The following is a 25092-nucleotide window of genomic DNA, read 5'->3' on the forward strand; positions in this document are numbered from 1 at the left end:
TCTGGCACGCACGCTCGCCGCGTTGCCGAAATGCCCTAGTAGCTCCGCTACGAGGACATCCCGGCGCCTTGCGATCGCACGCACCAGACGCCGCGCGACCCGCCCTTCGGGCGGACGAAGGGAATTCGGAACTACTCGTCTAGCCGGTCGGGTCCTGAGTGAGCCCGGTACGACGGTCGTCGTGCCGGGCTCACTTCGTGCCGGGCCCGCCCTGTTCACGACCGCCGCAGCCGCTCGAACCACCGCACCACCGCCGTGGTGCCCGCCGCGTTCGATCCCAGATGGCGTGAGCCCGCGTAGTCCACGGCCCCCAGATCGACGACCGGCACGTCCACGCCCTCCTCGCGCAGCCACTCCTGGCACCGGTCGGTGTTCTCCGTGACGGCCTGCTCGTCGCCGGAGGCCATGTACAGCCGCGCCGGTGTGCGCGGCGCCCAGCCGCGGCAGACGCCGTCCGTCCCGCGCAGCGCCTCCGCGAGGCCGCCCGTCGGATGGGCGAGCAGGTCCCGGCCGCGCGCGGTCAGCAGCTCGTCCACGGTGCCGGGTGTGCCGCGCATCAGCTGTTCCCCGGTGTGCGCGCCGTCGAAGAGCGCCTCCACCGTGCGGTCGTACGGCGCGCGGAAGACCTCGGCGGGATCGTCGTAGACGGGGTGCAGCCGGTTGAAGGCCACCAGGGCGTACGCCGCGTACACCGCACCGGACTTGGCCTCCAGGCGGCCTTCGAGCAGCGCCGGCAGCTCCGTACCGCCGAAGTCGTACGCACCGCTGATCGGCGCCAGTGCGCCGAGCCTGAAGTACGGATCCGCGCCGTCCTGCAGCGCGCGGCCGAGCGCGAGGGCCGCGGAGGCGCCCTGCGAGAAGCCGGTGACCTGCACCGGGCGCTGAAGGGTCCGGCCGGTGTGCGGCGCGAAGGCGCGGGCGGCCCGGAGCATGTCCAGGGAGGCGGTGGTCTCGGACGGGATGTCCATCCACGGGTGCGGGCCGGGACCCTTGCCCATCCCCACATAGTCGGGCCCCACCGCGGCCGCCCCCGCCGAGGCGTGGGCGATCACCGGGGCCGAGACGAACTCGGCCCGGCTCATGGAGGGGGAGTCGTCCTTGTGGCTGCCGGTGCCGTGCGCGAAGGAGACGGTGGCAAGGCGTCGCTCACCGCTGCGGGGTAGGACGAACAGCCCGCTCGCGGTGGTGGGCCGGCCCTGTGCGTCCACGGTCCGGTAGACGAGCCGGTAGGCGGTCACGCCGTGCCGTACGGCATCGTCCTCGAAACCGGCCCGGCGCAGCTCGGCGGAGACGGCCTCCGGCGAGGCGAGCGTGTACAGCTTCTCGGCGGACACCAAGCTGCCGCGCCACGGGGACGGGGCGTCCCGTCCGTGCGCGGTGGCGGGCGCCTGGACGGCCGCGGCCGAGACGCCCGCAGTGCCCAGGAGCAGACCGCAGCAGACCGCGGCCGCACCGGCCCGGAGCGCGGCGGTGCGGCGGGTGCGGCGGGCGAAGGCGGCAGATCGAGCGGACATCGAATCCTCCAACTGGCGTGCGGACCGGGCCAGTTCAGCTTCGTCCGCGGCCATGGGCCGGCGCACTGGAGAGGTCCCCCGAGCGCGCCGGGTGCCAGCCCCACCCCGTGGCCTGCGGTTTCCCCCGTACGCCGCCCGCGCCACCCTCGTATGACACCTGTCATGCCGGACCCACGACCGCCGACACTGCCGTGCGCACCCCTCGCGGAGGGATCGTGGATCACATGACGACCTCAGCGACCACCGCCGCCGCGCGCCGACAGACGGTGCTCTTCGACAACGTGGCCAAGAGCTACGGCACCGTCCGCGCGGTCGACGGCCTCTCCCTCACCCTGCACCCCGGCGAAACCGTCGCCCTGCTCGGCCCCAACGGCGCGGGGAAGTCCACCACCCTCGATCTGCTGCTCGGGCTCAGGGCCCCCGACAGCGGCACCGTCGAGGTCTTCGGTACGACGCCCCGCGAGGCGATCGTGGCCGGCCGGGTCGGCGCGATGCTGCAGAGCGGCGGGCTCATGGCGGAAGTCACCGTGCGGGAGCTGGTGGAGCTCGCCTGTGCGCTGCACCCGCGCCCGCACCCGGTGGGCCGGGTGCTCGCCCAGGCCGGGCTCACCCAGCTCGCCGGACGCAAGGTCGACAAGCTCTCCGGGGGCCAGGAGCAGCGCGTACGGTTCGCGCTCGCCACCGCCGGCGACAGCGAGCTGATCGTGCTCGACGAGCCGACCACCGGCATGGACGTCACCAGCCGGCAGGCCTTCTGGGCGACCATGCGCGAGCAGGCCGACGAGGGACGTACGGTCCTGTTCGCCACGCACTACCTCGAAGAGGCCGACGCGATCGCCGACCGCGTCCTCGTCCTGCACCGCGGCCGCCTCCTCGCGGACGGCACCGCCGCCGAGATCAAGGCGAAGGCCGGAGCGCGCAAGGTCTCCTTCGACCTCGACGACGCCGTGGACGAGGCACGGCTCGCCGCGCTGCCCGCCGTCAACTCCCTCGAGATCTCCGGCCGTACGGTCCGTCTCGGCTCCCACGACGCCGACGCCACGGTGCACGCCCTGTACGGACTCGGCCTCTACCCCCGCAATCTCGAGGTCGCCGGCCTCGGCCTGGAACAGGCCTTCGTCACCCTCACCCAGGCCGAGGAGGCCAAGGCGGCATGAACACGTTCACGTCACGCGCGCTGATCCGGCTCGAACTGAGCCGCGCCCTGCGCAACCGCAAGTTCCTGTTCTTCTCCGTGATCTACCCGGCGGCGCTCTTTCTGCTCATCGCGGGCAACGCCGACAGTGCCGAGATGATCGGCGGTCTGAGCCTGCCCACGTACATGATGGTGTCCATGGCCTCCTTCGGCGCCCTGACCGCCGTCCTCATGGGCAACAGCGAACGCATCGCCAAAGAGCGCGAGAGCGGCTGGGTACGGCAGTTGCGCCTGACCGCGCTCCCCGGCCGCGGCTATGTGCTCGCGAAGACGGCGAGCGCGGCCGTGGTCAGCCTGCCGTCGATCGTCGTCGTCCTCGTGGTCGCGGCCCTCGCCAAGGGCGTGCATCTCGCCGCCTGGCAGTGGCTCGCGCTCACCGGCACCATCTGGGCGGGCAGCCTGGTCTTCGCCGCGCTCGGTGTGGCGCTCGGCTATCTCGCGACCGGTGACGCGGTGCGCCCGCTGACGATGATCGTCTACTTCGGTCTGTCGATGCTCGGCGGTCTGTGGATGCCGATGACGACCTTCCCGCAGTGGCTGCGGAACATCGCCGAGTGGCTCCCCACCCACGCGTACGCGGCCCTGGGCCAGGCCATCGAACTGGGCAACGCACCGGGTGCCCGTGATCTCGCCACTCTCGCCGTGTACTTCGCGCTCTTCGTGGGCGGGGCGGCGTGGCTGTACCGGAAGGACGCGCGGAAGGCGTGAACGACGAAGGCCGCGGCGGGGTGTCCCCCTCCGACGAATACGACGCAGCCGACGACATCGAGATCCCCATCGGCCGCCCGCCGGCGAACCGCAGGACGGCCCTGGCCAAGATGATGTGGATCGGCATCTGGCTGGTCTTCCTGGCCTCCCCGATCCAGGACCTGGCCGGCGGCCACCACACCACGGCCGCCACGGTCCTTGGCTGGCTCGGCCTCGGGGTCTTCGTCGCCGCGTATCTCTCCCTGGTCTTCCGTTTCACCTCCCGCATCGGCGACTGGCTGGTCCCGGGCCTCTCGCTGCTCTTCCTCTACGGGCTCGGCTCGGCGCTCGCGTACAGCCTCGGGGACAACTGGCTGGGCCTGTTCATCTACGTCTCCGTGGCGATGGGCGCGGTGCTGCCCTTCCGGCACGCACGCTGGGCGATCCCCGTGGTCACCGCGACCATGATCGTGATCGGGATGCGTACGGAGCCGATCGGTGAAGTGGTCGCCTCGCTCGGCCTGTTGACGCTGATGATCGGCTTCGCGATGTGCGGGATCCGCCAGCTCGTACGGACCACGATCCAGCTCCGTGAGGCCCGCGCGACGGTCGCGGAACTCGCCGCGAACGAGGAGCGGCTGCGGCTCGCCCGGGATCTGCACGATCTGCTCGGGCACTCGCTGTCGTTGATCACGCTCAAGAGCGAACTGGCGGGACGCATGCTTCCCGCCCACCCCGAGCAGGCGGCCGGCCAGATCGCGGACATCGAACGCGTCAGCCGCCAGGCCCTGGTGGACGTACGGGAAGCGGTGACGGGATACCGCCGCGCGACGCTCTCCGGTGAACTGGCGGGCGCGCGGACGGTGTTGGCGGCGGCCGGGATCGCGGCGACCGTCCCGGCGCAGGCCCCGGCGCTCCCCGAGGCCGCGGAGGAGGCCCTCGCGTGGGCGCTGCGCGAGGCCGTCACGAATGTCGTACGCCACTCGGGGGCCCGGCGCTGCACGGTGGACCTGGTCGGCCGCCAGACCCTGGACGGCCCGGTCTTCGAACTCGTCGTGGAGGACGACGGGCCGGGCGGGGCCGCGGGCCAAGGCGAAGGGCTCGGCGCGGGTCGGCCGGGCGCCGTGACGGGCGGTCGGGGCAACGGCCTGACGGGCCTGGAGGAACGGCTGTCGGCGGCCGGGGGGACCCTGGGGGGGGGGCCCCGCCGCAAGGGCTTCCGGCCGGGCGCCCGGGTGCCCCTGGGGGCCGCCGCCCCCCGTTCCGTACGGCCGGGGGCTGATGTGCCTCCGGGGGCTGATGGGTCTCCGGGATCCGACGTACCGCCAGGTTCCGGCGCACCTCTAGGATCCGACGCATGACCCCCTCCACGATCAAGGTCCTCCTCGCCGAAGACCAGTCGATGGTCCGCGAAGCGCTCGCCGCGCTCCTCGGGCTCGAACCCGACATCGAGGTGGTCGCCCAGGTCGCCCGCGGTGACGAGGTGCTCGGTGCGGTCCGCGCCCACGCGCCGGACGTGGCCCTCCTCGACATCGAGATGCCGGGCGCGACCGGGCTCGAGGCGGCGGCCGAACTGGCCGTGGAATTCCCGGCGTTGAAGATCGTCATCCTCACCACCTTCGGCCGCCCCGGCTACCTCCGCCGCGCGATGGAGTCCGGCGCCTCGGCCTTCCTGGTCAAGGACGCCCCGGCGTCCCAGCTCGCCGAAGCGGTACGCAAGGTGCTCGCCGGCGAGAAGGTCATCGACCCGGCCCTGGCCGCCGCGGCCCTCTCGGAGGGCGCGGACCCGCTCACGGACCGCGAGCGCGACGTCCTGCGCGAGGCGGCGGACGGCGCCACGAACGCCGAACTGGCGGCCCGCCTCCACCTGTCCCAGGGCACGGTCCGCAACTACCTGTCGACGGCGATCCAGAAACTCGCGGCCCGCAACCGCGCGGAGGCGGTACGGATCGCACGCGACAAGGGCTGGCTGTAACCACCGCAGGCGCCACCCACCCGCACCCGGCACCACAGGCCCTAGTTCAGCCGCGCCCGCGCCCGCTGAGCCTCCCGCCGCATCTGCTCCGCCGCCCCCCGGTCCACCGCGTCCACCACCTCCGCATACGCGTCGAGTTCCGCTGCCCCCTGCACGAACTCGCCGCGCTGCACCAGAAGTTGAGCCCGCTCATACCGCAATCGCGCAGGATGCGAGGGCAGGAGCAGGGACAGCTCCACGGCCCACAGGGCCACTCCCGACTGCTCCGGCCGCGCCGCAGCCCAGGCGCGGATGTTGTTCAGGATGCGCAGGACGATGTCCAGGGGGGACGCAGGGTGGAGCATCGAGGGGTCAAGGGGTGCTCCCGTCGCGCCCGCCACCAGCAGTGCGGCGTCCGTGCCGGTCAGGACCCGGCCGCCGTCGAACGGGTCGGCGAGCAGCGGCTCGGCGCCCGGTTCGCCGAAGCCGACGACGAAGTGGCCCGGCAGGGCGACGCCGTACACGGGCGCGCCGGCCCGGCGCGCGACCTCCATCCACAGCACCGAGAGCAGGATCGGCAACCCCCGCCGGCGCCGCAGCACTTCGTGCAGAAGCGAGGACTCCAGGCGCTGGTAGTCGGCCGGCGCACCGCGGAACCCGCAGCGCTCACCGAGGAGTTCACCCACCGCACGGGCCCACGCGAGCGGCCCGCCCGGCCGGTACGGCACCAGACCCGCGAGCCGGTCCAGCTCGATCTGCGCCGTGTCGATGCCCGTACCGTCCCGCGCCCCCTGCGCCTCCGCCCCGATCAGCAGGCAGAGCAGCGCGAGGTCCGGGCGCTCGGCCCGGGCCTCCTCGGCGAACTGGTCACGCCACTGCGACTCGGTCATGGCTCAGGACGGGTCCGTGGCCCGGTGGTAGTGGTAGCGGTGATGGACCGCGAAGCCCATGGCTTCGTACATCGCCTGCGCCCCCGAGTTGTCCGCCTCGACCTGCAGCCAGGCCGCCGAGGCGCCCTCGTCGAGCGCCTTGCGCGCGAGCGCCGTCATCACCGCGGTCGCCAGACCCTGCCGCCGGTACGCGGGATCGACCTCGACCGCCATGAACCCGGCCCACCGCCCGTCGACCACGCACCGCCCGATCGCCGCGGGCGCCCCGCCGTCCTGCGAGGGAACGGACGCGAACCATACGGAGGGTCCGTTGTGCAGCACCTTGAGCACCGCGGGCGAGCCCTCCCCGAACCGCTGGTAGCGGCTCAGCCATGCCTCGTCGCAGGTCCGCGAGAGCCGCACCCGGGCCACATCGGCATCGACGTCCCCGACCGGAGCGAGCGCGCCGATCCGCACCTGTGCGTGCGTCTCGGGCGCCCAGCCCCTCGACTCCAGCTCCGCGCACAGCAGTTCATGGGTGCCCTCGGCCCCGGTGGACGTCTGCACGAACGCGGGCAGCCCGCGCTCCCCGTACCACTTCCGTACGACGGCGAGTGCCTGATCGAGTGGCATGCCGGGGTCGCCGAGCGCGAGCACCGAATTGGCCCGGCGGGTGAAGCCGTCCGCGGCCCGCAGCTCCCACCGCCCGAGCGATTCGCTCTCGACCGGCTGCCAGCTGCGTGCCGCCACCCGCGCGAGCTCCTCGAACGAAGCCGCAGGTCCCCGCCGCCGGGCCGGGGCGGCGGGCACGACCTTGCCCGCGACCAGGCGGGATTCCGGGATACGGACGGCCGTACCGTCACGCCGTGTGATGAGCAGCACACCATCGTTCCAGGATGTGAGAACGCCCACCGTGTCGGTGAACTTCCCACCGGCCGTCCCGGGATCCGTCAAGGCCCGGACCGAGACCCGTTTGCCCACGTCAGAGCGGTTGATGCGGATTTCGAGAAGACCGCCACCGATGATTTCCACAGCTCAGTCCGCCCCTCCTGTTCGGATCATGCCCCGGAACGGAGATACTAGGTGCGGGCATCGACGACGCCGCGCTCCCGCGCGCCAGGTGGCGGAGGCCCAGGAGGCCCGCCAGCGCCCTATCGAGGAGGAACGACAGCGTGACTTACGTCATCGCGCAGCCTTGTGTCGACGTCAAGGACAAGGCGTGCATCGAAGAGTGCCCGGTCGACTGCATCTACGAGGGCGCCAGGTCCTTGTACATCCACCCGGACGAATGCGTCGACTGTGGCGCCTGTGAGCCGGTCTGCCCGGTCGAGGCGATCTTCTACGAGGACGACACTCCTGAGGAGTGGAAGGACTACTACAAGGCGAACGTCGAGTACTTCGACGAGCTCGGCTCCCCTGGCGGTGCGAGCAAGCTGGGCCTGATCGACCGGGACCACCCCTTCATCGCCGCGCTGCCGCCGCAGAACCAGTAAGCGGCGGGCAACGCTCCACGGTCCCGTACGGCGCGAACTGCCGTACGGGACCGAGGCGTTTTCGTACGTACGAGAAAGTGAGCACCCCGTGAGCGCCGTCTCCGACCGTCTGCCCGTGTTCCCCTGGGACAAGCTCGAGCCGTACAAGGCCACCGCCGCCGCCCACGCGGACGGCATCGTCGACCTCTCGGTCGGCACCCCGGTGGACCCGGTGCCCGAACTGATCCGGAAAGCCCTCGTGGCCGCGGCGGACTCGCCGGGCTATCCGACGGTGTGGGGCACGGCCGAGCTGCGGGACGCGCTCGTCGGCTGGTGCGAACGGCGCCTGGGGGCCCGCGGGTTCACGCATCGCAATGTCCTGCCGACCGTCGGCTCCAAGGAGCTGGTGGCCTGGCTGCCGACCCAGCTGGGTCTCGGCCCGGGCGACAAGGTCGCGTACCCCCGGCTCGCATACCCGACGTACGAGGTGGGCGCACGCCTGGCCCGCGCGGACTACGTGGCGTACGACGACCCGACGGAGCTGGACCCCACCAACCTCAAGCTCCTGTGGCTCAACTCGCCCTCCAACCCGACCGGCCGCGTCCTCGCCAAGGACGAGCTGATCCGGATCGTGGCCTGGGCCCGTGAGCACGGCATCCTCGTCGTCTCCGACGAGTGCTACCTGGAGCTCGGCTGGGAGGCGGAGCCGGTCAGCGTGCTGCACCCCGAGGTCTGCGGCGGCTCGTACGAGGGCCTGATCGCGGTGCACTCGCTCTCCAAGCGCTCCAACCTGGCCGGCTACCGCTTCGCGTTCCTCGCGGGCGACGAGAGCCGCCTGCACGACCTGCTGCAGATCCGCAAGCACGGCGGCATGATGACCGCCGCCCCCGTCCAGGCCGCGGCCGCCGTCGCGCTCGGCGACGACGCGCACGTGAGCGAGCAGCGCGCCCGTTACGCGGCCCGGCGCGAGGCGCTGCGGGACGCGCTGACCGCGCACGGTTTCCGTATCGAGCACAGCGAGGCCAGCCTCTATCTGTGGGCCACCCGCGACGAGAACTGCTGGGACACCGTCGGCCGTCTCGCCCGGCTGGGCATCCTGGTCGCGCCCGGCGACTTCTACGGCACGGCGGGGGAACGCTTCGTCCGCGTGGCGTTCACGGCCACGGACGAGCGGGTCGCGGCGGCGGTGGAGCGGCTCCGTAAGGGCTGATCTTCACTGAACACGCGGAAGACCTGAATACGCGGAAGACCTGAACACGCCGAAGGGGCCCGGGAGTTGATCCCAGGCCCCTTTCGCGTGGAGACGCGGACGGGTCAGCCGCCGAGCGGCAGGCCGCCCATCAGACCGTCGGTGGGCAGACCGCCACCGGCGACCGGGAGACCGCCCTTGGTCAGGCCGTCCGTGGGGAGGCCGCCCTTGGTCAGCGAGTCGGTGGGCAGACCACCCTTGGTCACGGCGTCGGTCGGCAGACCGCCCTTGGTGAGCGAGTCGGTGGGCAGACCCGCGCCCACGATCGGCAGACCGTCCTCGGTCGCGGCCTTGGCGCTCTCGCCGAGCACCTCGCCTGCGCTGCCCGCGACCTCACCGGCGGCCTTCTGCACGGCGGGCGTGGCGGTCTTGCCGGCCTTGCCGACGGTCTTGCCCGCGGTCGGCACGGCCTTCTTGACGGCCTTGGAACCGGCATCGCCCGCGAGACCCGAGACGTTCTGTGCCGCGTTGTCGATGGTGTCGCCGAGGCCGGCGCCGTCCAGGGCGGTCAGCCCGCCGAGGTCGGGTGCGGCCGGGAGGTCGACGGCGCTCGCGGAGCCGGCCGCACCGACCGCGGAGGCCGCTCCCGCTGCGGTGAGCAGCGCGGCACGGGCGATCCGACGGGTCAGGGGGAGGGACATGATGCTCCTTTTGGACGGGGAAAGTAGAACGTTGTGCGTCCTGCCGCATCCGGCTTTCGGACTGCCGCATCTGGCGTACGGACGCCGTGACTACCGCTCGAAGCGCGGGAAGGTTGCGGTCCGGCAACGTAAAGAGTTGGTAATGCGTCGCATCATCGTCTGCGGCGAAATCCGGGCAAAATCGGCCCTTCGTGGGAGCCTCTCGATGCGCCACTTCCCTTTGTTCTCAAGGGATTTGAGGACTAGGGGACTGTGCGTAGAAAAACTGGTCCCAAGGGTCGTGCGTACGCCGCCGGGCTAACCCCTGCGAGTGAACGCCCGCACGGCTGCCCGCTGACGTTCAGGGGCGGTGAACGGAGCGGGAAGGGGATCAGGCGGCGGTGACGATCAGGACCTCGGCCGCGCCGGAGCCCTTGTCGGACCCGGACCCGGACCCGGTATCACGCCACTGCCCGTCGTTCTCGCCCGCGACCCACTCGCGCCCGTCGAACACGACCCGCTCGAGCCGCAGTGCCGAGGCCTGCGCCACCGCCCACTGCGCGAGCTCCCAGCCGCGCCGCTCGTCGCCGCCCGTCACCGGCACGTTCACCGTGCGCCGCCGTTCGGCGGCCTTCGCGTCGTCCGTGACCTCCGCGCCGGCCGCCTCCGTACGGGGCAGCACCCCGCGCCCGAAGTCCCGCTCGAGCGCCTTGCGCACCTTCGCCGGGTCGCCGGCCTGCGCGGCCGCCGGACCCTCGCACTTCAGCGAGCCCGCGGCCCGCCCGGTGAGCGCGGCGGCGAGCAGCGCGGCATCCGGCTCGTGCTTGGCGTACGCCTGCGGGAAACCGCTGCGCTGCACCTTCTGCGCGGCGACCGTCAGCGGAAGCCGTGAGTAGCCGGGCACGTCCTTGAGACCGTCGTAGAACTTCCCGGCCGAGTACACCGGGTCCATGATCTGCGCGATCGTGCCCCAGCCCTGCGAGGGCCGCTGCTGGAAGAGGCCGACCGAGTCGCGGTCGCCGTGGTCGATGTTGCGCAGCCCGGACTCCTGGAGGGCGGTCGCGAGGGCGATGGTCACGGCCCGTTCGGGCATCTTGCGCGAGGTGCCGACGGCGGAGATCGTCGCCGCGTTCTCGGCCTGCTCGTATGTCATCTCGTACGAGGCGCCGCCCGCGCCGATCACCGTGCAGCGCGGTGCGGGCCTGCCGCCGCCCTCGTACTGGACCACCAGATACCCGGCGAGTCCGAGCAGCACGACAAGGGCCGCGCCGAACCGGAGGAAACGGCCGCGGCCTGCGACGGCGGGGGAGGGACCAGGCACGCGGACCACCGTACTGGAGTCCAACGGGCAGACGGGCACAGTCCCTGTCCGAGCCGGACGTTAGGCTCGCCACTATGGCCGACCAGCACACCTCTTCCGCCCAGCCGACCGCCCTCGACCTGGACCTCGACGCTGCTCAGCTCACCGCTCAGCTCGTCGACTTCGCCTCGCCCAGCGGCTCGGAGAAGCCGCTCGCCGACGCGATCGAGCTGGCGCTGCGTGCGCTGCCGCACCTCACGGTCGACCGTTTCGGCAACAACATCGTGGCCCGTACGCAGCTCGGCCACGGCGAGCGCGTCATCCTGGCCGGCCATATCGACACCGTCCCGATCGCGGACAACGTGCCGAGCCGTCTCGACGAGGACGGCACCCTGTGGGGCTGCGGCACCAGCGACATGAAGGCCGGCGTCGCGGTCCAGCTGCGCATCGCGCGGACCGTGCCCGCGCCCAACCGCGACCTGACCTTCGTCTTCTACGACAACGAAGAGGTCGCCGCCCACCTCAACGGTCTGGGCAAGGTCTCCGAGGCCCACCCCGACTGGCTCGCGGGCGACTTCGCGATCCTGCTCGAAGGCACCGAGGGCCTGGTCGAGGGCGGCTGCCAGGGCACCTTGAGGGTCTTCCTCAAGTTCAAGGGGGAGCGGGCGCACTCGGCGCGCGCCTGGATGGGCAGCAATGCCATCCACCGTGCCTCGAAGGCCCTGGCCGCCCTGGCCGCGTACGAGCCGCGCACGCCGGTGGTCGACGGGCTGCGGTTCCACGAAGGCCTCAATGCCGTACGCGTGGAAGGCGGCGTCGCGGGCAACGTGATCCCGGACGAGGCCACCCTGGTGGTCAACTTCCGCTACGCACCCGACCGCAGCATGGACGACGCCCTCGCCTTCGTACGGGACTTCTTCGCGGACTGCGACGTCGACGAGTTCGTGGTCGACGACCACTCGGGCGGCGCACGCCCCGGACTCACCCACCCCGTCGCAGCGGCCTTCGCCGAAGCCGTCGGCGGCGAGCCGCGCCCGAAGTTCGGCTGGACGGACGTCGCCCGCTTCAGCGCCCTGGGTGTACCCGCCGTGAACTTCGGCCCGGGCAACCCGATCTATGCCCACAAGGTCGACGAGCGCGTGGACACGGCCAAGATCCTGGAGGGCGAGAAGGCGCTCCGGGCCTGGCTCAGCGATTAGCCCTCCTGGGGGCGAGGGGCCAGGCCCCAAGCGGTAACCCCGCCTACCCGCACAATTCCGTCACCGGTCACCGACTTCGACCTACTCTGATCACGAACGACCGCAAGGCCGTCAGTGGAAGGGAGAAGGTCATGGGCAATCCGGAAGCGCAGGGTCCGCCGGAGGAGCAGTACCTCGGCCCGGTGGTGCGGCGACGGGATCAGGTCACGTCCGACACCACCGACCGGCGCCTGCTCGACACCGAGGGTGACTCGGAGTGGGTGCACACCGATCCCTGGCGGGTGATGCGGATCCAGTCGGAGTTCGTCGAGGGCTTCGGCGCCCTTGCCGAACTTCCCAGCGCGATCAGCGTGTTCGGCTCGGCCAGAACCCCGGCCGACACCCCGGAGTACGAAGCGGGGGTCGCGATCGGCCGGGCCCTCGTCGAGGCCGGCTTCGCCGTGATCACCGGCGGCGGACCCGGCGCGATGGAGGCCGCGAACAAGGGGGCACGCGAGGCCGAGGGCGTCTCCGTCGGCCTCGGCATCGAGCTTCCCTTCGAGCAGGGCCTCAACCCGCATGTCGACATCGGGGTCAACTTCCGCTACTTCTTCGTGCGCAAGATGATGTTCGTGAAGTACGCGCAGGGCTTCGTGGTGCTGCCCGGCGGCCTCGGCACCCTCGACGAGCTCTTCGAGGCGCTGACCCTGGTCCAGACGCGGAAGGTCACCAAGTTCCCGATCGTGCTCTTCGGTACGGCGTACTGGAGCGGTCTGGTCGACTGGCTGCGGGACACGGTGATCGCCCAGGGCAAGGCCTCCGAGAAGGACCTCCTGCTCTTCCACGTGACGGACAGCGTCGACGAGGCCGTCGCGCTGGTGACCAAGGAGACGGGCAAGTAGCCGACCGCTCCCGGCGGGCTCAGGCGACCGTACGCAGGGGCCCGCCGTCGGGGACGCTGTCGAGCAGCAGCCGCGTGTAGGGGTGCTGCGGGGCGGCGAACAGGTCTTCCCGCGCGGCGACTTCGACCAGTTCACCGTGTTGCAGCACCGCCACCTCGTCGCAGACGTGGCGGACCACGGCCAGGTCGTGGGAGATGAACAGCATCGTCAGATCGAGTTCGCGGCGCAGCTCCCGCAGGACACCGAGCACCTCGGCCTGCACCGAGGTGTCGAGCGCCGAGGTGACCTCGTCCGCGATGATCAGCGCGGGACGTACCGCCAACGCGCGTGCCACGGCGATCCGTTGGCGCTGGCCGCCGGAGAACTCCTGCGGATAGCGGGCGGTGGCCTCGCCGTCGAGGGCGACGCGGTTGAGCAGCGCCTCGATCTGCGGGCGCTGCTTCTTGACGCTCGCGCGCCGCGGATCGAGCGCCTCGGCGAGGGTCTCGCCGATGGTCATTCGCGGGTTCAGCGAGGAGTACGGGTCCTGCGGGATCATCTGCACCCGGCGGCGTACCGCGACGGTCCGCCTGGTGTGCGTGAGGTCCACGCCGTCGAGCAGGATCCGTCCGCCGACCGGTTTGACCAGGCCGACGACCGCTTTGGCCAGCGTGGACTTGCCCGACCCCGATTCGCCGACGAGACCGAGCGTGCGGCCCTGCGGGACAGTCAGCGAGACCCGCTTGAGGACGTGGTGCTTGCCGAAGGCGACATCCAGGTCCTGGACTTCGAGCACGGCGGCGGGCGCGCTCCCGTGGTCGACGGCATCGGTTCCGGCCCCGGGGTCGACGGCATCGGTCCCGGCCCCGGGGGTCACAGCATCGGTCCCGGCCCCGTGGTTCACGGCATCGGCCACGGCCTCGCCCTCCCGTATCGCGTCGGTCATGCGACGACCTCCTCGTCCTGCTTGTCCCAGGTGAGCGCGTGGCAGGCGGTGGCGCCTGTGCCGTGGACGGCCAGGAGCGGCAGTTCGTCGTGGCACTGCTGCCGGGCCAGCGGACAGCGCGGCGCGAAGGCGCAGCCCGCCGGGCGGCTCGCCGGGTGCGGCGGCCGGCCGGGTATCGAGGACAGCGGCTCGTCGACCGCCGAGTGCAGCGTGGGCGTGGCGGCCAACAGGGCCTGCGTATACGGGTGATCGGCGTCCCCCGCGCGCAGCCGCTCGATGGGCAGCGTCTCCACGATCCGGCCCGCGTACATGACGACGACCCGGTCGCAGATCGCGGAGATCACGCCGACGTCGTGCGAGATCAGCAGGATCGCGGTGCCGTCGCGCTCGTTGGCCTCGCGCAGCAGCCCGAGCACCTCGGCCTGGACGGTGACGTCGAGTGCGGTGGTGGGCTCGTCCGCGATCAGCAGCTTCGGCGAGGTGAGCAGCGCCGAGGCGATCATCGCCCGTTGCCGCATGCCGCCGGACAGCTCGTGCGGGTACTGCTTGAGGCGCTGCTCGGGCAATGTCACACGGGCCGCGGCCAGTTGGCCGACGGCCAGCTGTGCGGCGGCCTTCCTGGACGTACGGCCATGGGTCCGCAGCGCCTCGGTGAGCTGACCGCCGAGCTTGAGCGTGGGGTTGAACGAGGCCGAGGGGTCCTGGTAGACGATGCCGATCTCGGTGGCCAGCCTGGACGCCGGAGGCTTCCCGTTCAGATCCAGATCGCCCACCTTGAGCGTGCCCGCCACCGCCGTGAGCTCGTCCGGCAGCAGCTTGGCCAGCGCCATCGCCGTCAGGCTCTTGCCCGAGCCCGACTCGCCCACCAGGCCGAGGACTTCGCCCGGCTCGATGGCGAAGGAGACCTCGTCGACCAGCCGGGTGCCGTCGGGCAGGACGACGCTGAGCCGGTCGGCCACGGCGAGCGCACGCTCGTCGTACGAGGGCACGGCCGTGACCGACTCGACCGTGGCCCGGTACCCGCGCCCCCGCCCGGCGGCCGGGTTGACCGCGGCCGCGAGCCCGTCGCCGATCAGACCGCCGGCCAACCCGGCGAGGATGATCACGAGGGACGGGCCGAGCGCCGGCCAGGGGTTGAGGTAGATGCCCTCGAGTCCCTTGTTCAGTACGGATCCCCAGTCGTAGTCCGGCGCCTGCACCCCGACCCCGAGGAAGGAGAGCCCGGACAGCGCCTTCAGGGAGATGGTGAAGGCCACCGAGAGCAGCACGAGCAGCGGCTCCGCGATGTTCGGCAGGATGTGCCGGCGAAGGAGCCGGGCCGGCGAGACACCGAGCAGCCGGGCGGTGGAGACGAAGTCCCGGCCCGCGATGGACGCGGCCAGATTGGTGGTGAGCCGGGCGAAGGCTGGGCAGGTCGCCAGACCGATCGCGACGATCGAGGTGCCCACGCCGGGGCCGAGGATCGCCACCATGACCAGGGCGAAGATGACGCTGGGATACGAGATCAGTACGTCGATCACGCGCTGCCCGAGCGCCCGTACGCGGGGGCCCGCGACCCAGATCGCCGCGCCGAAACCGATCCCGCCTACCGCGGCGATGGCGGTGGTGGCCAGGCACATAAGCAGGGTCAGCCGGGTCGCGACCATCGTCCGGGCGAAGATGTCACGGCCGAGCGCGTCGGTGCCGAACCAGTGCTCGGCGGAGGCCGCCAAGTGGGTCTGGTCGGTGAGGGTTTCGGCCCTCTCGCCCCAGATGTACGGGGCGATGATGCCGAGGGCCACGAAGAGCGCGAGCCCGGCCAGACCGAGCGTCAGCGCGGGAGACCTGCGCAGCTGCTTCCTCATGCGTCGCCCGCCTTTCCGCGGAGGCTGCGGGGGTCGAGGAGGCCGAGCACGACGTCCACGAGCAGATTGAGAAGGGTGGCCAGGACGCCGAGCAGCAGCACGACGCCCTGGATCACCGGGTAGTCGCGCTTGACGAGGGCGTCGAGGACGCCCGTACCGAGTCCGGGCCAGGCGAAGACGAACTCGACGATCACCGCGCCGCCGAGCAGTCCGGTCAGGACCAGGCCGCCGAGCGTCAGGGTGCTGGTCATCAGATTCGGCAGCGCGTGACGTGCGTAGAGCCGAAGTGCCTTGAGGCGGCGGCCCTTTGCGGTGCGCATGTAGTCCATGGAGAGCACGGCCGCCGTCTCGCGCCGCACCACACGGGCCAGCGTGCAGATCGGCGCGATGGTCAGGGCGAGGATCGGCAGGACCATCGAGTCGAGGGTGGCGGCGCCCGAGGGCGGGAACAGGTTGAGCTTGATCGCGAAGAACATGATCAGGAGCGTCGCGAGCACGAACTCGGGGATCGAGCCCAGGACCGCGGTCACCGAGGTGAACGCCGTGTCGAGCGCCTTGCGGCGGCCGCCCCGGCAGGCCACCGCGACCGCCATCCCCAGCGGGACGCTGACGGCGAGGGCGATCACTACGGCGAGCAGCGCGATCTGGGCGGTGAAGGGGAGCCGGTTGGCGATGATCTCGGAGACCGGGAGACCGCTGCTGAAGGACGTACCGAGATCACCCCCCAGCAGACCGCCCGCATAGTCCGTGAACTGGGTGAACAGCGGCTGGTCCAGGCCCTGTTCCTGCCGGATCCGCTCGACCTGCGCCTGACTGGCATCGGGGCCGGCCATCACCTGGGCGGGGTCGCCCGGGATCAGCTGGACGATCAGGAACGTGCCGGCGACCAGCATGACGAGCACACCCGCGAGGCCGGCGAGACGGCCGAGCAGGAACCGCGGCCAGGGCGACCTGACGGTCTTCGGCGTGCAGGCCTTGGGTGGCTCAGGCGCCTTGGGGGATGCGATCAGAGTCTCCACGACTCTCCTCACCTGGGGAAGAAACCGGCCGGGGCAACGCCGCCCCGGCCGGTCCGGGTGCCGCTGGACTGCGTCCTACTCGGTGACGCGCACCGTCTCCGGCGCGAGCAGTCCGTCGGGGGCGGCGATCGAAATCCGGGCGGCGGTGGTGTAGTTGAGGTTCACCGTCGCGAGTGGCACCACGTCGTGGCTGCCGAGCAGCGACTTCTGGGCGTCGCCCCACGCGGCGCACTTCGCGGTCTCGTCGGTGGTGGCCATCGCCTCGCCGAAGCCCTTCGCGAAGCCCTTGTTGTCGACGCCGGGGAAGTTGCGGCCGCCGTCCGCCGGGTCCGGGCCCAGGAACAGGCTGGCCGGGGTGGTCAGCAGGTTCGTCAGATTGAGGTTCGGCAGGATCGTGAGGTCCCAGTCGCCCCTGTTGCTGATGACGTCGTTGCCCCACGTGGCGCTGTCGGCATTACGGAGGGAGACATCGGCCCCGGCGGCCTTGAGCGCGGCCTGCACGTAGTCGTTGCCGGAACCGCCCGCGACCGCGTTCGTACCGACGAGCTTGATCTTGACGCCCTTAAGGGTGCCCTTGGCCGCGGCCACGTCCGTCTTGGCGAGCAGCGACTCGTCCTTGTTGGCACAGGGCACGCTGCCGTCGGTGATGCTGGCCATCAGCGTGCCGGTGCCGCGCGTGACGGCCTGGTTGAAGGCCTTGCGGTCCAGGGCCTTGGCGATCGCCTCGCGGACCTTCGGGTCGGCGCCCGGGTGGCCCTCGCGCTCGTTGAAGACCACCATCATGCGGATGATCGGCGCCGGGTTGATCGTGAACCGCTTGTCCTTGACGAAGCGGGCGACGTCCGGACCGGTGAAGGCCGCGTAGTCGAGCGTGCCCGCCGCGAGGTTGTTCGCCATCGTGGCCTCGGACTGGATGACCGGCATCTCGACGGTGTCGGGCACGGTGCCCTTCGGCATGTTCTTGTACGTCGCCCAGCCGTCGTAACCCTTGACCGCGGTCAGCGTGTAGCTGGTGCCGGGCTTCGCGGACTCCATGTAGTACGCGCCCGTACCGGCGCCCTTCTTGCCGGACTTGAGCAGCTCCGGCTTGTCCAGGGCAGCCGGGCAGACGATGCCGGCCTGCGGAAGCGCGAGCCCGTACAGCAGGTCCGACCAGGGCTTGTCGAGCGTGACGGAGACCTTGCCGGCGGCGTCGTCGCCGGTCGCGGTGACCTTCGCGCCCGGTCCGAACACCTGGCTCGCCGCCGTCGACTTGGTGGCCGGGTCGGCGAACCGGGTCAGCACCTCGGCCACACCGGACGCGGTCACCTTCGTACCGTCGGTGCACTTGGCGTCCTTGCGGAGCGTGAACTCCGCGGACGTCGGGTCGGCCTTCCACTCGGACGCGAGGCCGGGGATGATCTCGCCCTTGTCGTCGCGGCGGACCAGCTGGTCGTTGAGCATCCGCGCGAAGACGAAGTCGGCCGCCACGGTGCCCAGGTTCGGGTCCAGGCTGGTCGGGTCGGAGGACATCGCGAGGGTGGCCTTGACCTTCTTGCCACCGTCCTTGCCGCCGCCGGTGGAGTCGGCCGAGGTGGTGCAGCCCGTCACGGCCAGGCCGAGGGCCAGGGTGCAGACGCCCGCAGCGAGGGGGACACGTGCCATTTGGAGCCTCCTGATGTGCGCGTATGCGCGAATGCGAGACCGCTGGATAGAGGTGTGCGTGAGGGAGGTGTGCGTGCTGTGGGGAAGTACGTGACGTGCGGACGTGACCTCGGTCGGCGTCAGAGGTCGGGCCACCGTGCGGCCCAGGGCCTGGCTGCCTCGAGCTGGGCGCACAGCGCGAGGAGTTGCGCGTCCTCGCCGAGCCGGCCCGTCAGCATCACGCCGATCGGCAGGCCCTCGTCCGACCAGTGCAGCGGCACATTCGCCGAGGGCTGGCCGGTAACGTTCTGGGCCGCCGGATAGGGGCAGGCCAGGAACTGACGTTTCAGATCGGTCTCTTCACCGAGTTCCTTGAACCACTCCGGCCGCTGCGGCGGCAGCGCGAGCGTCGGGCTCAGGACCGCGTCGTACCGCTGGGTGGCGATCATCGCCTGGGTGCCGCGGAGCTGCATGTCCTGCAGCGCCCCGAGGAACCGTTCCGAACTGACGGACCTGCCCCGCGCCCGCCAGTGCCGGGTCAGCGGCAGCAGCGCCTCCTCGTCGGCCACGGGCACCCGCAGGGACCGTACGGACCAGACGTCCTGGAACTCCTCGACCATCGCGCGGCCGAAGGGCGGCTCGATCTCCTCGACCTCGTGCCCAAGTGATACGAGCAGTTCGGTGGCCTTCTCGTACGCGGCGAGGACATCCGGGTGCACGGCGACCTCGTCGCTGCCCGGATCGCTGAACCGCCCGATCCGCAGCTTCCCGGGCTCCCGGCGGGACCAGCCGAGAAAGCTCTCCCCTTCGGGCAGCGGCGGAGCCCAGAACAGGTCGCCCGGCACCGGACCGGCCATCGCGTCGAGCATCGCCGCGGCGTCGGCGACCGTACGGGACAACGGGCCCTGGCAGAGCTGGACGACCGGGTCGAGCCCGAGCGGACCGTTGCTGATCCGGCCGCGGGAGGCCTTGAACCCGAAGACTCCGCACACACTCGCCGGAACGCGGATGGATCCGCCGGCGTCGTTGCCGTGCGCGAAGGGCACGAGTCCGGCGGCGACCGCGGCCCCGGAGCCGCCGCTGGATCCGCCCGCGGTGCGGGTGGGATCCCAGGGCGTACGGGCCGATCCGGCATAGGTGTCGGAGTAGGCGGAGAGCCCGAACTCGGCGGAGTTCAGCTTGCCCAGACTGATCGTGCCCGCCTCGCGAAGGAGCCGGACCAGGTGGGCGTCGACCGGCGGTGTGAAGCCCCGGAAGGCGGCCGAGCCGAAGGTGGTCGGCATGTCGCTGGTGCCGGTGAGGTCCTTGATCGCGGTGGGCACCCCGAACAGCGGCGGCAGTGCGTCGCCGGCGCCCCGCTCGCCGAGCCGCTTCTCCGCCGCCACCGCCGCGGCCCTGGCCTGCTCAACGGCCACGTACGAGAAGGCGCCGACCAGCTCGTTCAGGCTCTCGATCCGCCCGAGGCAGTGCTCGACGAGTTCGACCGGGCTCAGCTCACCGGCCCGTATCGCGGCCGCCTGCTCCAGCGCGCTGAGCTCGTGCAGCTGCCCCTGCTTGTGGCCCGGCATCAGAAGGCCCCGTCCGGCACGTCCATCAGATGCTGGTCCGTCTGTTCCAACACGGCGAGCCGGGTGGCCAGTTCGGGCAGCACCGTGGCGGCGAAGAAGCGGGCGGCGGCGACCTTGCCGCTGTAGAAGTCGCTCTCGGCCGATCCGGCGTCCAGTGCGGCCAGGGCCACCGAGGCCTGCCGGAGCAGGAGATAGCCGATCACCAGATCGCCGACGCTCATCAGGAACCGGGTGGTGTTCTGCCCGATCCGGTAGACCTCGCCGGGATGTTCCCGCGCCTCCTGCTGCCAGGCCAGCATCACATCGGCCATGCTCCGTACGTCGCAGAGCGCGGCGTTCACCTTGGCCCGCTCGGTCTTGAGCCGGCCCTCGCCCTCGATCCGTACGAGGAAGTCCTGGATCTCCCGGGTCAGCATCGACAGTGCGGCACCGCGGTCCCGGGAGATCTTCCGGAAGAAGAAGTCCAGGCCCTGGATGCCGGTCGTGCCCTCGTACAGCGAATCGATCTTGACGTCCCGCACATATTGCTCGAGCGGATAGTCCTGCAGATAGCCGGAGCCGCCGAACGTCTGCAGCGACAGGGCGAGTTGCTCGTAGGAGCGCTCGGAGCCGACGCCCTTGACGATCGGAAGGAGCAGGTCGTTCATGGCGGACGCGGTCCTTGCGTCCACGTCGTCCCGGTCGAGCCAGTCCGCCGTGTAGAGATAGACCGCACGCAGGCCCTCCGCGTACGCCTTCTGCAGCATCAACATGCGGCGTACATCGGGGTGTTGATCGATGGTGACCCGGGGCGCGGTCTTGTCGGAGGCCCGGGCGAGATCGGCGCCCTGGACCCGGGTCCGCGCGTACGCGAGGGCGTGCAGGTATCCGCTGGAGAGCGTCGCGATCGCCTTGACGCCCACCTGCATACGGGCCGACTCGATCACGTGGAACATCTGGGCTATGCCGTCGTGCACCTCGCCCAGGAGCTGTCCGACCGCGGGTATCTCCCCGCCGAAGGTCAGCTCGCAGGTGGTGGAGACCTTCAGGCCCATCTTCCGCTCGACGTTCGTCGCGAACACGCCGTTGCGCGCGCCCGGTTCGCCGGTTTCGGGGTCGAAGTGGAACTTCGGTACGAGGAAGAGCGACAGGCCCTTGGTGCCGGGCCGCGCGCCCTCGGGCCTGGCCAGGACGAAGTGCAGGATGTTCTCGGCCAGATCGTGCTCGCCCGAGGTGATGAAGCGCTTCACCCCCTCGATGTGCCAGCTGCCGTCGGCCTGCCGGACCGCTCTGGTGCGTCCCGATCCCACATCCGAGCCAGCGTCCGGCTCGGTGAGGACCATCGACGCGCCCCAGCGGCGCTCGATCATGAGGTCGCCGATCCGGGCCTGCCCGGGGGTGCCGAGCTTGTGCAGCAGACCGCCGAAGCCGGGGCCGCTGCCATACATGTACACCGGGGCGTGGGCGCCCTGGACCAGCTCGATGACCGACCACCACAGCGAGCGCGGCGCGCGGGTGCCGCCGGCCTCCGCCGGCAGGTCGAGCCGCCACCACTCGGCGTCCATGTAGGCCTGGTAACTGCGGCGGAACGCTTCCGGCATCGTGACGGAGAAGGTCGCCGGGTCGTACACCGGCGGGTTGCGGTCGCCATCCGTGAACGACGCGGCCACGGGCCCCGCGGCGAGCCGCTCGACCTGGCCGAGGATGGCGCGGGCGGTGTCGCCGTCGATGTCCTCGAAGGGCGCACGGCCGAGCCGGCCGTCCAGGCCGAACACCTCGAACAGGTTGAACTGGAGATCGCGCAGATTGCTGCGGTAGTGACTCACGGTGACCCTCTCGACTGCATGCGAGATATCGCATGCATCACACTCGGGGCGGGGAATTTTGTCAATACCGATCGGTCGGTATTGGAAAATCGACCTGGGAGCCGCTGGGCCATTCCTGAACGCACCTGGTCAGGCGGGGTAGTTGGGGTACGACTCCTTGAAGACCCCCTGGTGCAGCAGGACTTCGGCGACGGCGGAACCGGTCTTCTCGCACGTGACCGTGGTGCGTACCCAGGCCGTCTCGGTCCGCCGGGTCTCACCCAGAGCGACGACCTCGCGCTCCAGGGTGTAGGGCGCGTCCACGAAGACCGGGCTTCCGAGCAGCCTGATCTGGAGATCCAGGAAGAGCCCGACCGACGGCTCGGCCTTGACCAGGCCGGACTCGGCCCATGTGGCCATCGAAAGCACGCTGATCATCTCGATCGGCACGATCGGCCGGCCCCAGGGATTGTCCGCGCCGGTGTACCAGGGGCTGGTCTCGGTGATCGTCTCCAGCTTGCGGCGCAGCGTGAACGGATAGAGGTCGCCCATGTGCGTGTCGAAGTCCATCCGGACGTGCTCGGGCCGCGCGCCCTTGCGGCCGGGGGTCCAGCCCTCGAAGATCACGGGCCGCTCCAGGGGGCGGAGCCGGGCCAACCGCTCGTCCAGGGCCGTCGGTTCGTCCCCGAGGGTCGCGGTGCCGGACAGGACGGCCGTGCCGTCCTCCTTCAATGTCCTGATATCCGCCCGGCCTTCCGTGAAGGAGGCAGTCGCCCGAGTCCGCTCCCCTTCGAGGCAGATCGCTTCGAAGTGCGCGCTCAGGCAGCCGTCGGTGAACCACTTCTCGCCCCACACGCGAGCCGCCAGCGGGTCGTACTGGCTGAAGTGGGTCGGACCTTCCACGGCCGCCCCCGCGACGCCCAACTGCTGTGCGGTGGCGGGGTCATGGATGCTCGCGTGATCCCCGTAGGTCTGGTCGAGCAGCAGGTTGCGCGGTGACCTGAGGGGGCCCGAGAGCTCGAGCGGCGTGGTGAACATGGCCGCTTTCTAGCACGAGTTCATAGGCATACCAACCGGTCGGCATTGACTTTCTTCCGATGCCGCGCTGTGATGTGGGCCGCAGAACCCGCCTCGCGAGCGCACCCGGAGGACAGCGATGGCCCGCACCAAAGATCCCGACCCGGAGGTGCGCCGGCGCATCCTCGACGTCTCCCTCGACCTGTTCGCGACGAAGGGGTTCGCCGCCACCGGCGTCCAGGAGATCGTGACCAAGGCGGGCGTGACCAAGGGTGCGCTCTACCACTACTTCAAGTCCAAGGACGAGATCCTCTTCGAGATCTACGGCAAGGTCTTCGGGCACGAACTGGAGTCCCTGCGGCGGATCGTGGCCGAGGGGCACGACCCGGTGCGGACGCTGCGCACGATCATCGTCGACCTGGTCGCCCACACCGCGGTCAGCGCCAAGGAGTCCGCGGTGTTCGCCCGGGGCGGCCATGCCGACTCGCCGCACTGGCAGGCCATGCAGGAGCAGTGGCGCCGCTATCAGGAGGGCTTCCGCCAGGTCATCAGGGACGGTCAGGAAGCGGGTGTCTTCTCGTCGAAGGCCTCACCGGAAGTGGCGTCCTGGTCGGTCTTCGGCTTCACCAACTCCATGCACACCTGGTACCGGCCGGAGGGCCGCAAGTCTCCCGCCGACATCGGCGAAGAACTCGCCGACCTCATCCTGACCGGGCTGCGGTCGTGAGCGATTCTGTCCGGGCTGCGGTCGTGGGCGATTCCGATCGGCCCGCAGCCGTGGGCGATTCCGACCGGCTCGCAGCCGTGGGCGTCGAATCCGCCCCGAAGACCGCCCTGAGGACCGTCCTGAAGTCCGCCCTGAAGACCGCGGTCGGCTGCGTCGTCGGCGCCGTCGAGACCACCGTCGACGACGCGGGCGTCACCTTCCACCGGGTGCCCGCCGCGGCCCGGGCGCGGATCGGCGACCCGACCCTGGACTTCATGAGTACGGTGCCCTCCGGCGTACGCCTCGAAGCGATCACCGACGCCCCGGCCTTTGAACTCGACCTCCAGCTCACCCATCTCGTGCCCGTGGGCCAGGAGTCGGCCGGTACGGCACTGGACCTCGTCGTCGACGGTACGGTGCGCGAGCGCGTCCACACCCGCCAGGAAACCGTCGTCCACTTCGACTTCCGTACCCGCGAGACGCAGGTCCGCCCGGCAGGAACGGTGACCCTGCGGTTCGAGCTCGGCGAGGCGGGGACCGAGCGCCGCATCGAGCTGTGGTTCCCGGTCGCCGCGGCCATGAAGCTGCTCGACGTACGGATCCCCGAAGGGACCTCCTTGCGGCCCGCACCGGCCGCCGGGCCCCTCTGGGTGCACCACGGCAGTTCGATCAGCCAGTGCTCCGAGGCCGACCGCCCGACCGGGTCATGGCCGGCGGCCGTGGCGCGCGCGGCCGGCGTCTCCCTGCTCAACCTGGGCCTCGGCGGTCAGTGCCACCTCGACCAGTTCATGGCGCGCACCATCAGGGACCTGCCCGCGACCGCGATCAGCCTCGAACTCGGCATCAACGTCGTCAACTTCGACAGCATGCGCGAACGCGCCTTCGTCTCGGCCTTCCACGGCTTCCTCGACACGGTGCGCGACGGCCACCCCCACACACCACTCCTGATCCTCACACCGATCTTCTGCCCGACCGTCGAGGACCGCCCGGGCCCCACCCCCTACGGCCCAGACAGCCGCTTCACCGCGATCGAACGCCCCGCGGACACCTCGGTCGGCTGCCTGTCACTCACCCGGATCCGCGAACTTCTGGCCTCTCAGGTCGAGTTGCGCCGCGCAGAGGGAGACGCGACCCTCCACTTGGTGCACGGCCCCGACCTGTTCGGCCCGGCCGACACCGCCGACCTCCCGGACGGCCTGCACCCCAACTCCGCCGGCTACCGACGCATGGCCCACCGCTTCCTCCCCCTGACCTTCGGCCCCCAGGGCCCCTTGCACCGCCCACGGGCCCCTGCGCCCGGCTGACTGCTACGCGCCCAGCGGCCCGTATCGGACGGGTGGTTGAGGGCAAGCGGCCCTACCGATCCGCAGCGGACAGGGGGTTGAGCGAGAGCACCCCGACCGCCCCGCACCCCACCGCCCGGCAGCCGACGGGATTGAAGTCGCCCAGCCCCACCCACCCGCAACCGCGCACCGCCGGGACGAAACCCCACCCACCCGTGGCCGCGTACCGGCGGGATGGAACCCCACCCACCCGTGGCCGCGTACCGGCGGGATGGAACCCCACCCACCCGTGGCCGCGTACCGGCGGGATGGAACCCCACCCACCCGTGGCCGCGTACCGGCGGGATGGAACCCCACCCACCCGTGGCCGCGTACCGGCGGGA

22 protein-coding genes are annotated in these 25092 nt (G+C 71.1%); 10 read left to right on the forward strand and 12 right to left on the reverse strand.

Annotated features, from left to right (window positions below; genetic code table 11):
* Window positions 1-215: 215 nt before the first annotated feature.
* Window positions 216-1514, reverse strand: a complete 1299-nt coding sequence (locus JAO81_RS00830) for a lipase (RefSeq protein WP_199545746.1) — start codon at window positions 1512-1514, stop codon at window positions 216-218.
* A gap of 224 nt (window positions 1515-1738) precedes the next feature.
* Between JAO81_RS00830 and JAO81_RS00835 the strand changes: the two genes are divergently transcribed.
* The 4 genes from JAO81_RS00835 to JAO81_RS00850 all read left to right on the forward strand — a co-directional run bounded on the left by JAO81_RS00835 (window position 1739) and on the right by JAO81_RS00850 (window position 5371).
* Window positions 1739-2671, forward strand: coding sequence for an ABC transporter ATP-binding protein (locus tag JAO81_RS00835; RefSeq protein ID WP_199545747.1), 933 nt, complete (start codon window positions 1739-1741; stop codon window positions 2669-2671).
* Entirely contained in the window at window positions 2668-3417 is a 750-nt protein-coding gene (locus JAO81_RS00840) for an ABC transporter permease (protein WP_199545748.1), read from the forward strand. Before JAO81_RS00835 ends, JAO81_RS00840 begins: the two co-directional genes overlap by 4 nt.
* 110 nt (window positions 3418-3527) lie before the next feature.
* Window positions 3528-4757, forward strand: coding sequence for a sensor histidine kinase (locus JAO81_RS00845; protein ID WP_199545774.1), 1230 nt, complete (start codon window positions 3528-3530; stop codon window positions 4755-4757).
* On the forward strand, window positions 4754-5371 hold the full coding sequence (locus JAO81_RS00850; RefSeq protein WP_199545749.1) for a response regulator transcription factor: 618 nt from the start codon (window positions 4754-4756) through the stop codon (window positions 5369-5371). Before JAO81_RS00845 ends, JAO81_RS00850 begins: the two co-directional genes overlap by 4 nt.
* 41 nt (window positions 5372-5412) lie before the next feature.
* On the opposite strand, the gene JAO81_RS00855 is transcribed toward JAO81_RS00850, so the two are convergent.
* Both JAO81_RS00855 and JAO81_RS00860 read right to left on the reverse strand, forming a co-directional pair.
* Window positions 5413-6240: a transglutaminase-like domain-containing protein gene (locus JAO81_RS00855; protein ID WP_199545750.1), complete on the reverse strand. Its 828-nt coding sequence runs from the start codon at window positions 6238-6240 to the stop codon at window positions 5413-5415.
* A 3-nt stretch (window positions 6241-6243) separates the two neighbouring features.
* Window positions 6244-7251 carry a GNAT family N-acetyltransferase gene (locus tag JAO81_RS00860; RefSeq protein WP_199545751.1) on the reverse strand — a complete coding sequence of 336 codons (1008 nt, stop codon included), beginning with the start codon at window positions 7249-7251 and terminating at the stop codon, window positions 6244-6246.
* 140 nt (window positions 7252-7391) lie between these two features.
* On the opposite strand from JAO81_RS00860, the gene fdxA reads away from it, so the two are divergent.
* On the forward strand, window positions 7392-7712 hold the full coding sequence (gene fdxA / locus JAO81_RS00865) for a ferredoxin (RefSeq protein ID WP_165336834.1): 321 nt from the start codon (window positions 7392-7394) through the stop codon (window positions 7710-7712).
* A gap of 88 nt (window positions 7713-7800) precedes the next feature.
* Window positions 7801-8901 carry a bifunctional succinyldiaminopimelate transaminase/glutamate-prephenate aminotransferase gene (locus JAO81_RS00870; protein ID WP_199545752.1) on the forward strand — a complete coding sequence of 367 codons (1101 nt, stop codon included), beginning with the start codon at window positions 7801-7803 and terminating at the stop codon, window positions 8899-8901.
* Window positions 8902-9005: 104 nt separating this feature from the next.
* Here the strand turns inward: JAO81_RS00870 and JAO81_RS00875 are convergent, their stop codons facing one another.
* Together JAO81_RS00875 and JAO81_RS00880 are read right to left on the reverse strand one after the other, a co-directional pair.
* Window positions 9006-9581: an ATP-binding protein gene (locus JAO81_RS00875; RefSeq protein WP_199545753.1), complete on the reverse strand. Its 576-nt coding sequence runs from the start codon at window positions 9579-9581 to the stop codon at window positions 9006-9008.
* Window positions 9582-9951: 370 nt separating this feature from the next.
* On the reverse strand, window positions 9952-10881 hold the full coding sequence (locus tag JAO81_RS00880; RefSeq protein WP_199545754.1) for a heavy metal transporter: 930 nt from the start codon (window positions 10879-10881) through the stop codon (window positions 9952-9954).
* A gap of 74 nt (window positions 10882-10955) precedes the next feature.
* Between JAO81_RS00880 and dapE the strand changes: the two genes are divergently transcribed.
* Complete coding sequence (gene dapE / locus JAO81_RS00885) at window positions 10956-12059, forward strand: succinyl-diaminopimelate desuccinylase (protein WP_199545755.1); 1104 nt, start codon at window positions 10956-10958, stop codon at window positions 12057-12059.
* A gap of 131 nt (window positions 12060-12190) precedes the next feature.
* Window positions 12191-12940 (forward strand): TIGR00730 family Rossman fold protein, encoded by a 750-nt coding sequence (locus tag JAO81_RS00890; protein ID WP_199545756.1) that lies wholly within the window; start codon window positions 12191-12193, stop codon window positions 12938-12940.
* Window positions 12941-12959: 19 nt separating this feature from the next.
* Here the strand turns inward: JAO81_RS00890 and JAO81_RS00895 are convergent, their stop codons facing one another.
* The 7 genes from JAO81_RS00895 to JAO81_RS00925 all read right to left on the reverse strand — a co-directional run bounded on the left by JAO81_RS00895 (window position 12960) and on the right by JAO81_RS00925 (window position 22741).
* Window positions 12960-13865, reverse strand: a complete 906-nt coding sequence (locus tag JAO81_RS00895; RefSeq protein WP_199545757.1) for an ABC transporter ATP-binding protein — start codon at window positions 13863-13865, stop codon at window positions 12960-12962.
* Entirely contained in the window at window positions 13862-15709 is a 1848-nt protein-coding gene (locus JAO81_RS00900) for a dipeptide/oligopeptide/nickel ABC transporter permease/ATP-binding protein (protein ID WP_199545758.1), read from the reverse strand. The genes JAO81_RS00895 and JAO81_RS00900 overlap by 4 nt, the downstream gene beginning before the upstream one ends.
* Window positions 15706-16728 (reverse strand): ABC transporter permease, encoded by a 1023-nt coding sequence (locus JAO81_RS00905; protein ID WP_199545759.1) that lies wholly within the window; start codon window positions 16726-16728, stop codon window positions 15706-15708. Before JAO81_RS00905 ends, JAO81_RS00900 begins: the two co-directional genes overlap by 4 nt.
* A gap of 75 nt (window positions 16729-16803) precedes the next feature.
* Entirely contained in the window at window positions 16804-18372 is a 1569-nt protein-coding gene (locus tag JAO81_RS00910; protein WP_199545760.1) for an ABC transporter substrate-binding protein, read from the reverse strand.
* A gap of 119 nt (window positions 18373-18491) precedes the next feature.
* On the reverse strand, window positions 18492-19919 hold the full coding sequence (locus JAO81_RS00915; RefSeq protein WP_199545761.1) for an amidase: 1428 nt from the start codon (window positions 19917-19919) through the stop codon (window positions 18492-18494).
* Window positions 19919-21724 carry an acyl-CoA dehydrogenase gene (locus JAO81_RS00920; protein ID WP_199545762.1) on the reverse strand — a complete coding sequence of 602 codons (1806 nt, stop codon included), beginning with the start codon at window positions 21722-21724 and terminating at the stop codon, window positions 19919-19921. Before JAO81_RS00920 ends, JAO81_RS00915 begins: the two co-directional genes overlap by 1 nt.
* Window positions 21725-21853: 129 nt before the next feature.
* Window positions 21854-22741, reverse strand: coding sequence for a hypothetical protein (locus tag JAO81_RS00925; RefSeq protein WP_199545763.1), 888 nt, complete (start codon window positions 22739-22741; stop codon window positions 21854-21856).
* A 118-nt stretch (window positions 22742-22859) separates the two neighbouring features.
* Between JAO81_RS00925 and JAO81_RS00930 the strand changes: the two genes are divergently transcribed.
* Window positions 22860-23447, forward strand: a complete 588-nt coding sequence (locus tag JAO81_RS00930) for a TetR/AcrR family transcriptional regulator (protein WP_199545764.1) — start codon at window positions 22860-22862, stop codon at window positions 23445-23447.
* A gap of 23 nt (window positions 23448-23470) precedes the next feature.
* A complete protein-coding gene (locus JAO81_RS43595) occupies window positions 23471-24730 on the forward strand; it encodes an SGNH/GDSL hydrolase family protein (RefSeq protein WP_199545765.1) in 1260 nt (419 codons plus the stop codon).
* Window positions 24731-25092 lie beyond the last annotated feature (362 nt).

It is taken from the genome of Streptomyces sp. N35 (genome assembly GCF_016464295.1).
GTDB lineage: Bacteria > Actinomycetota > Actinomycetes > Streptomycetales > Streptomycetaceae > Streptomyces.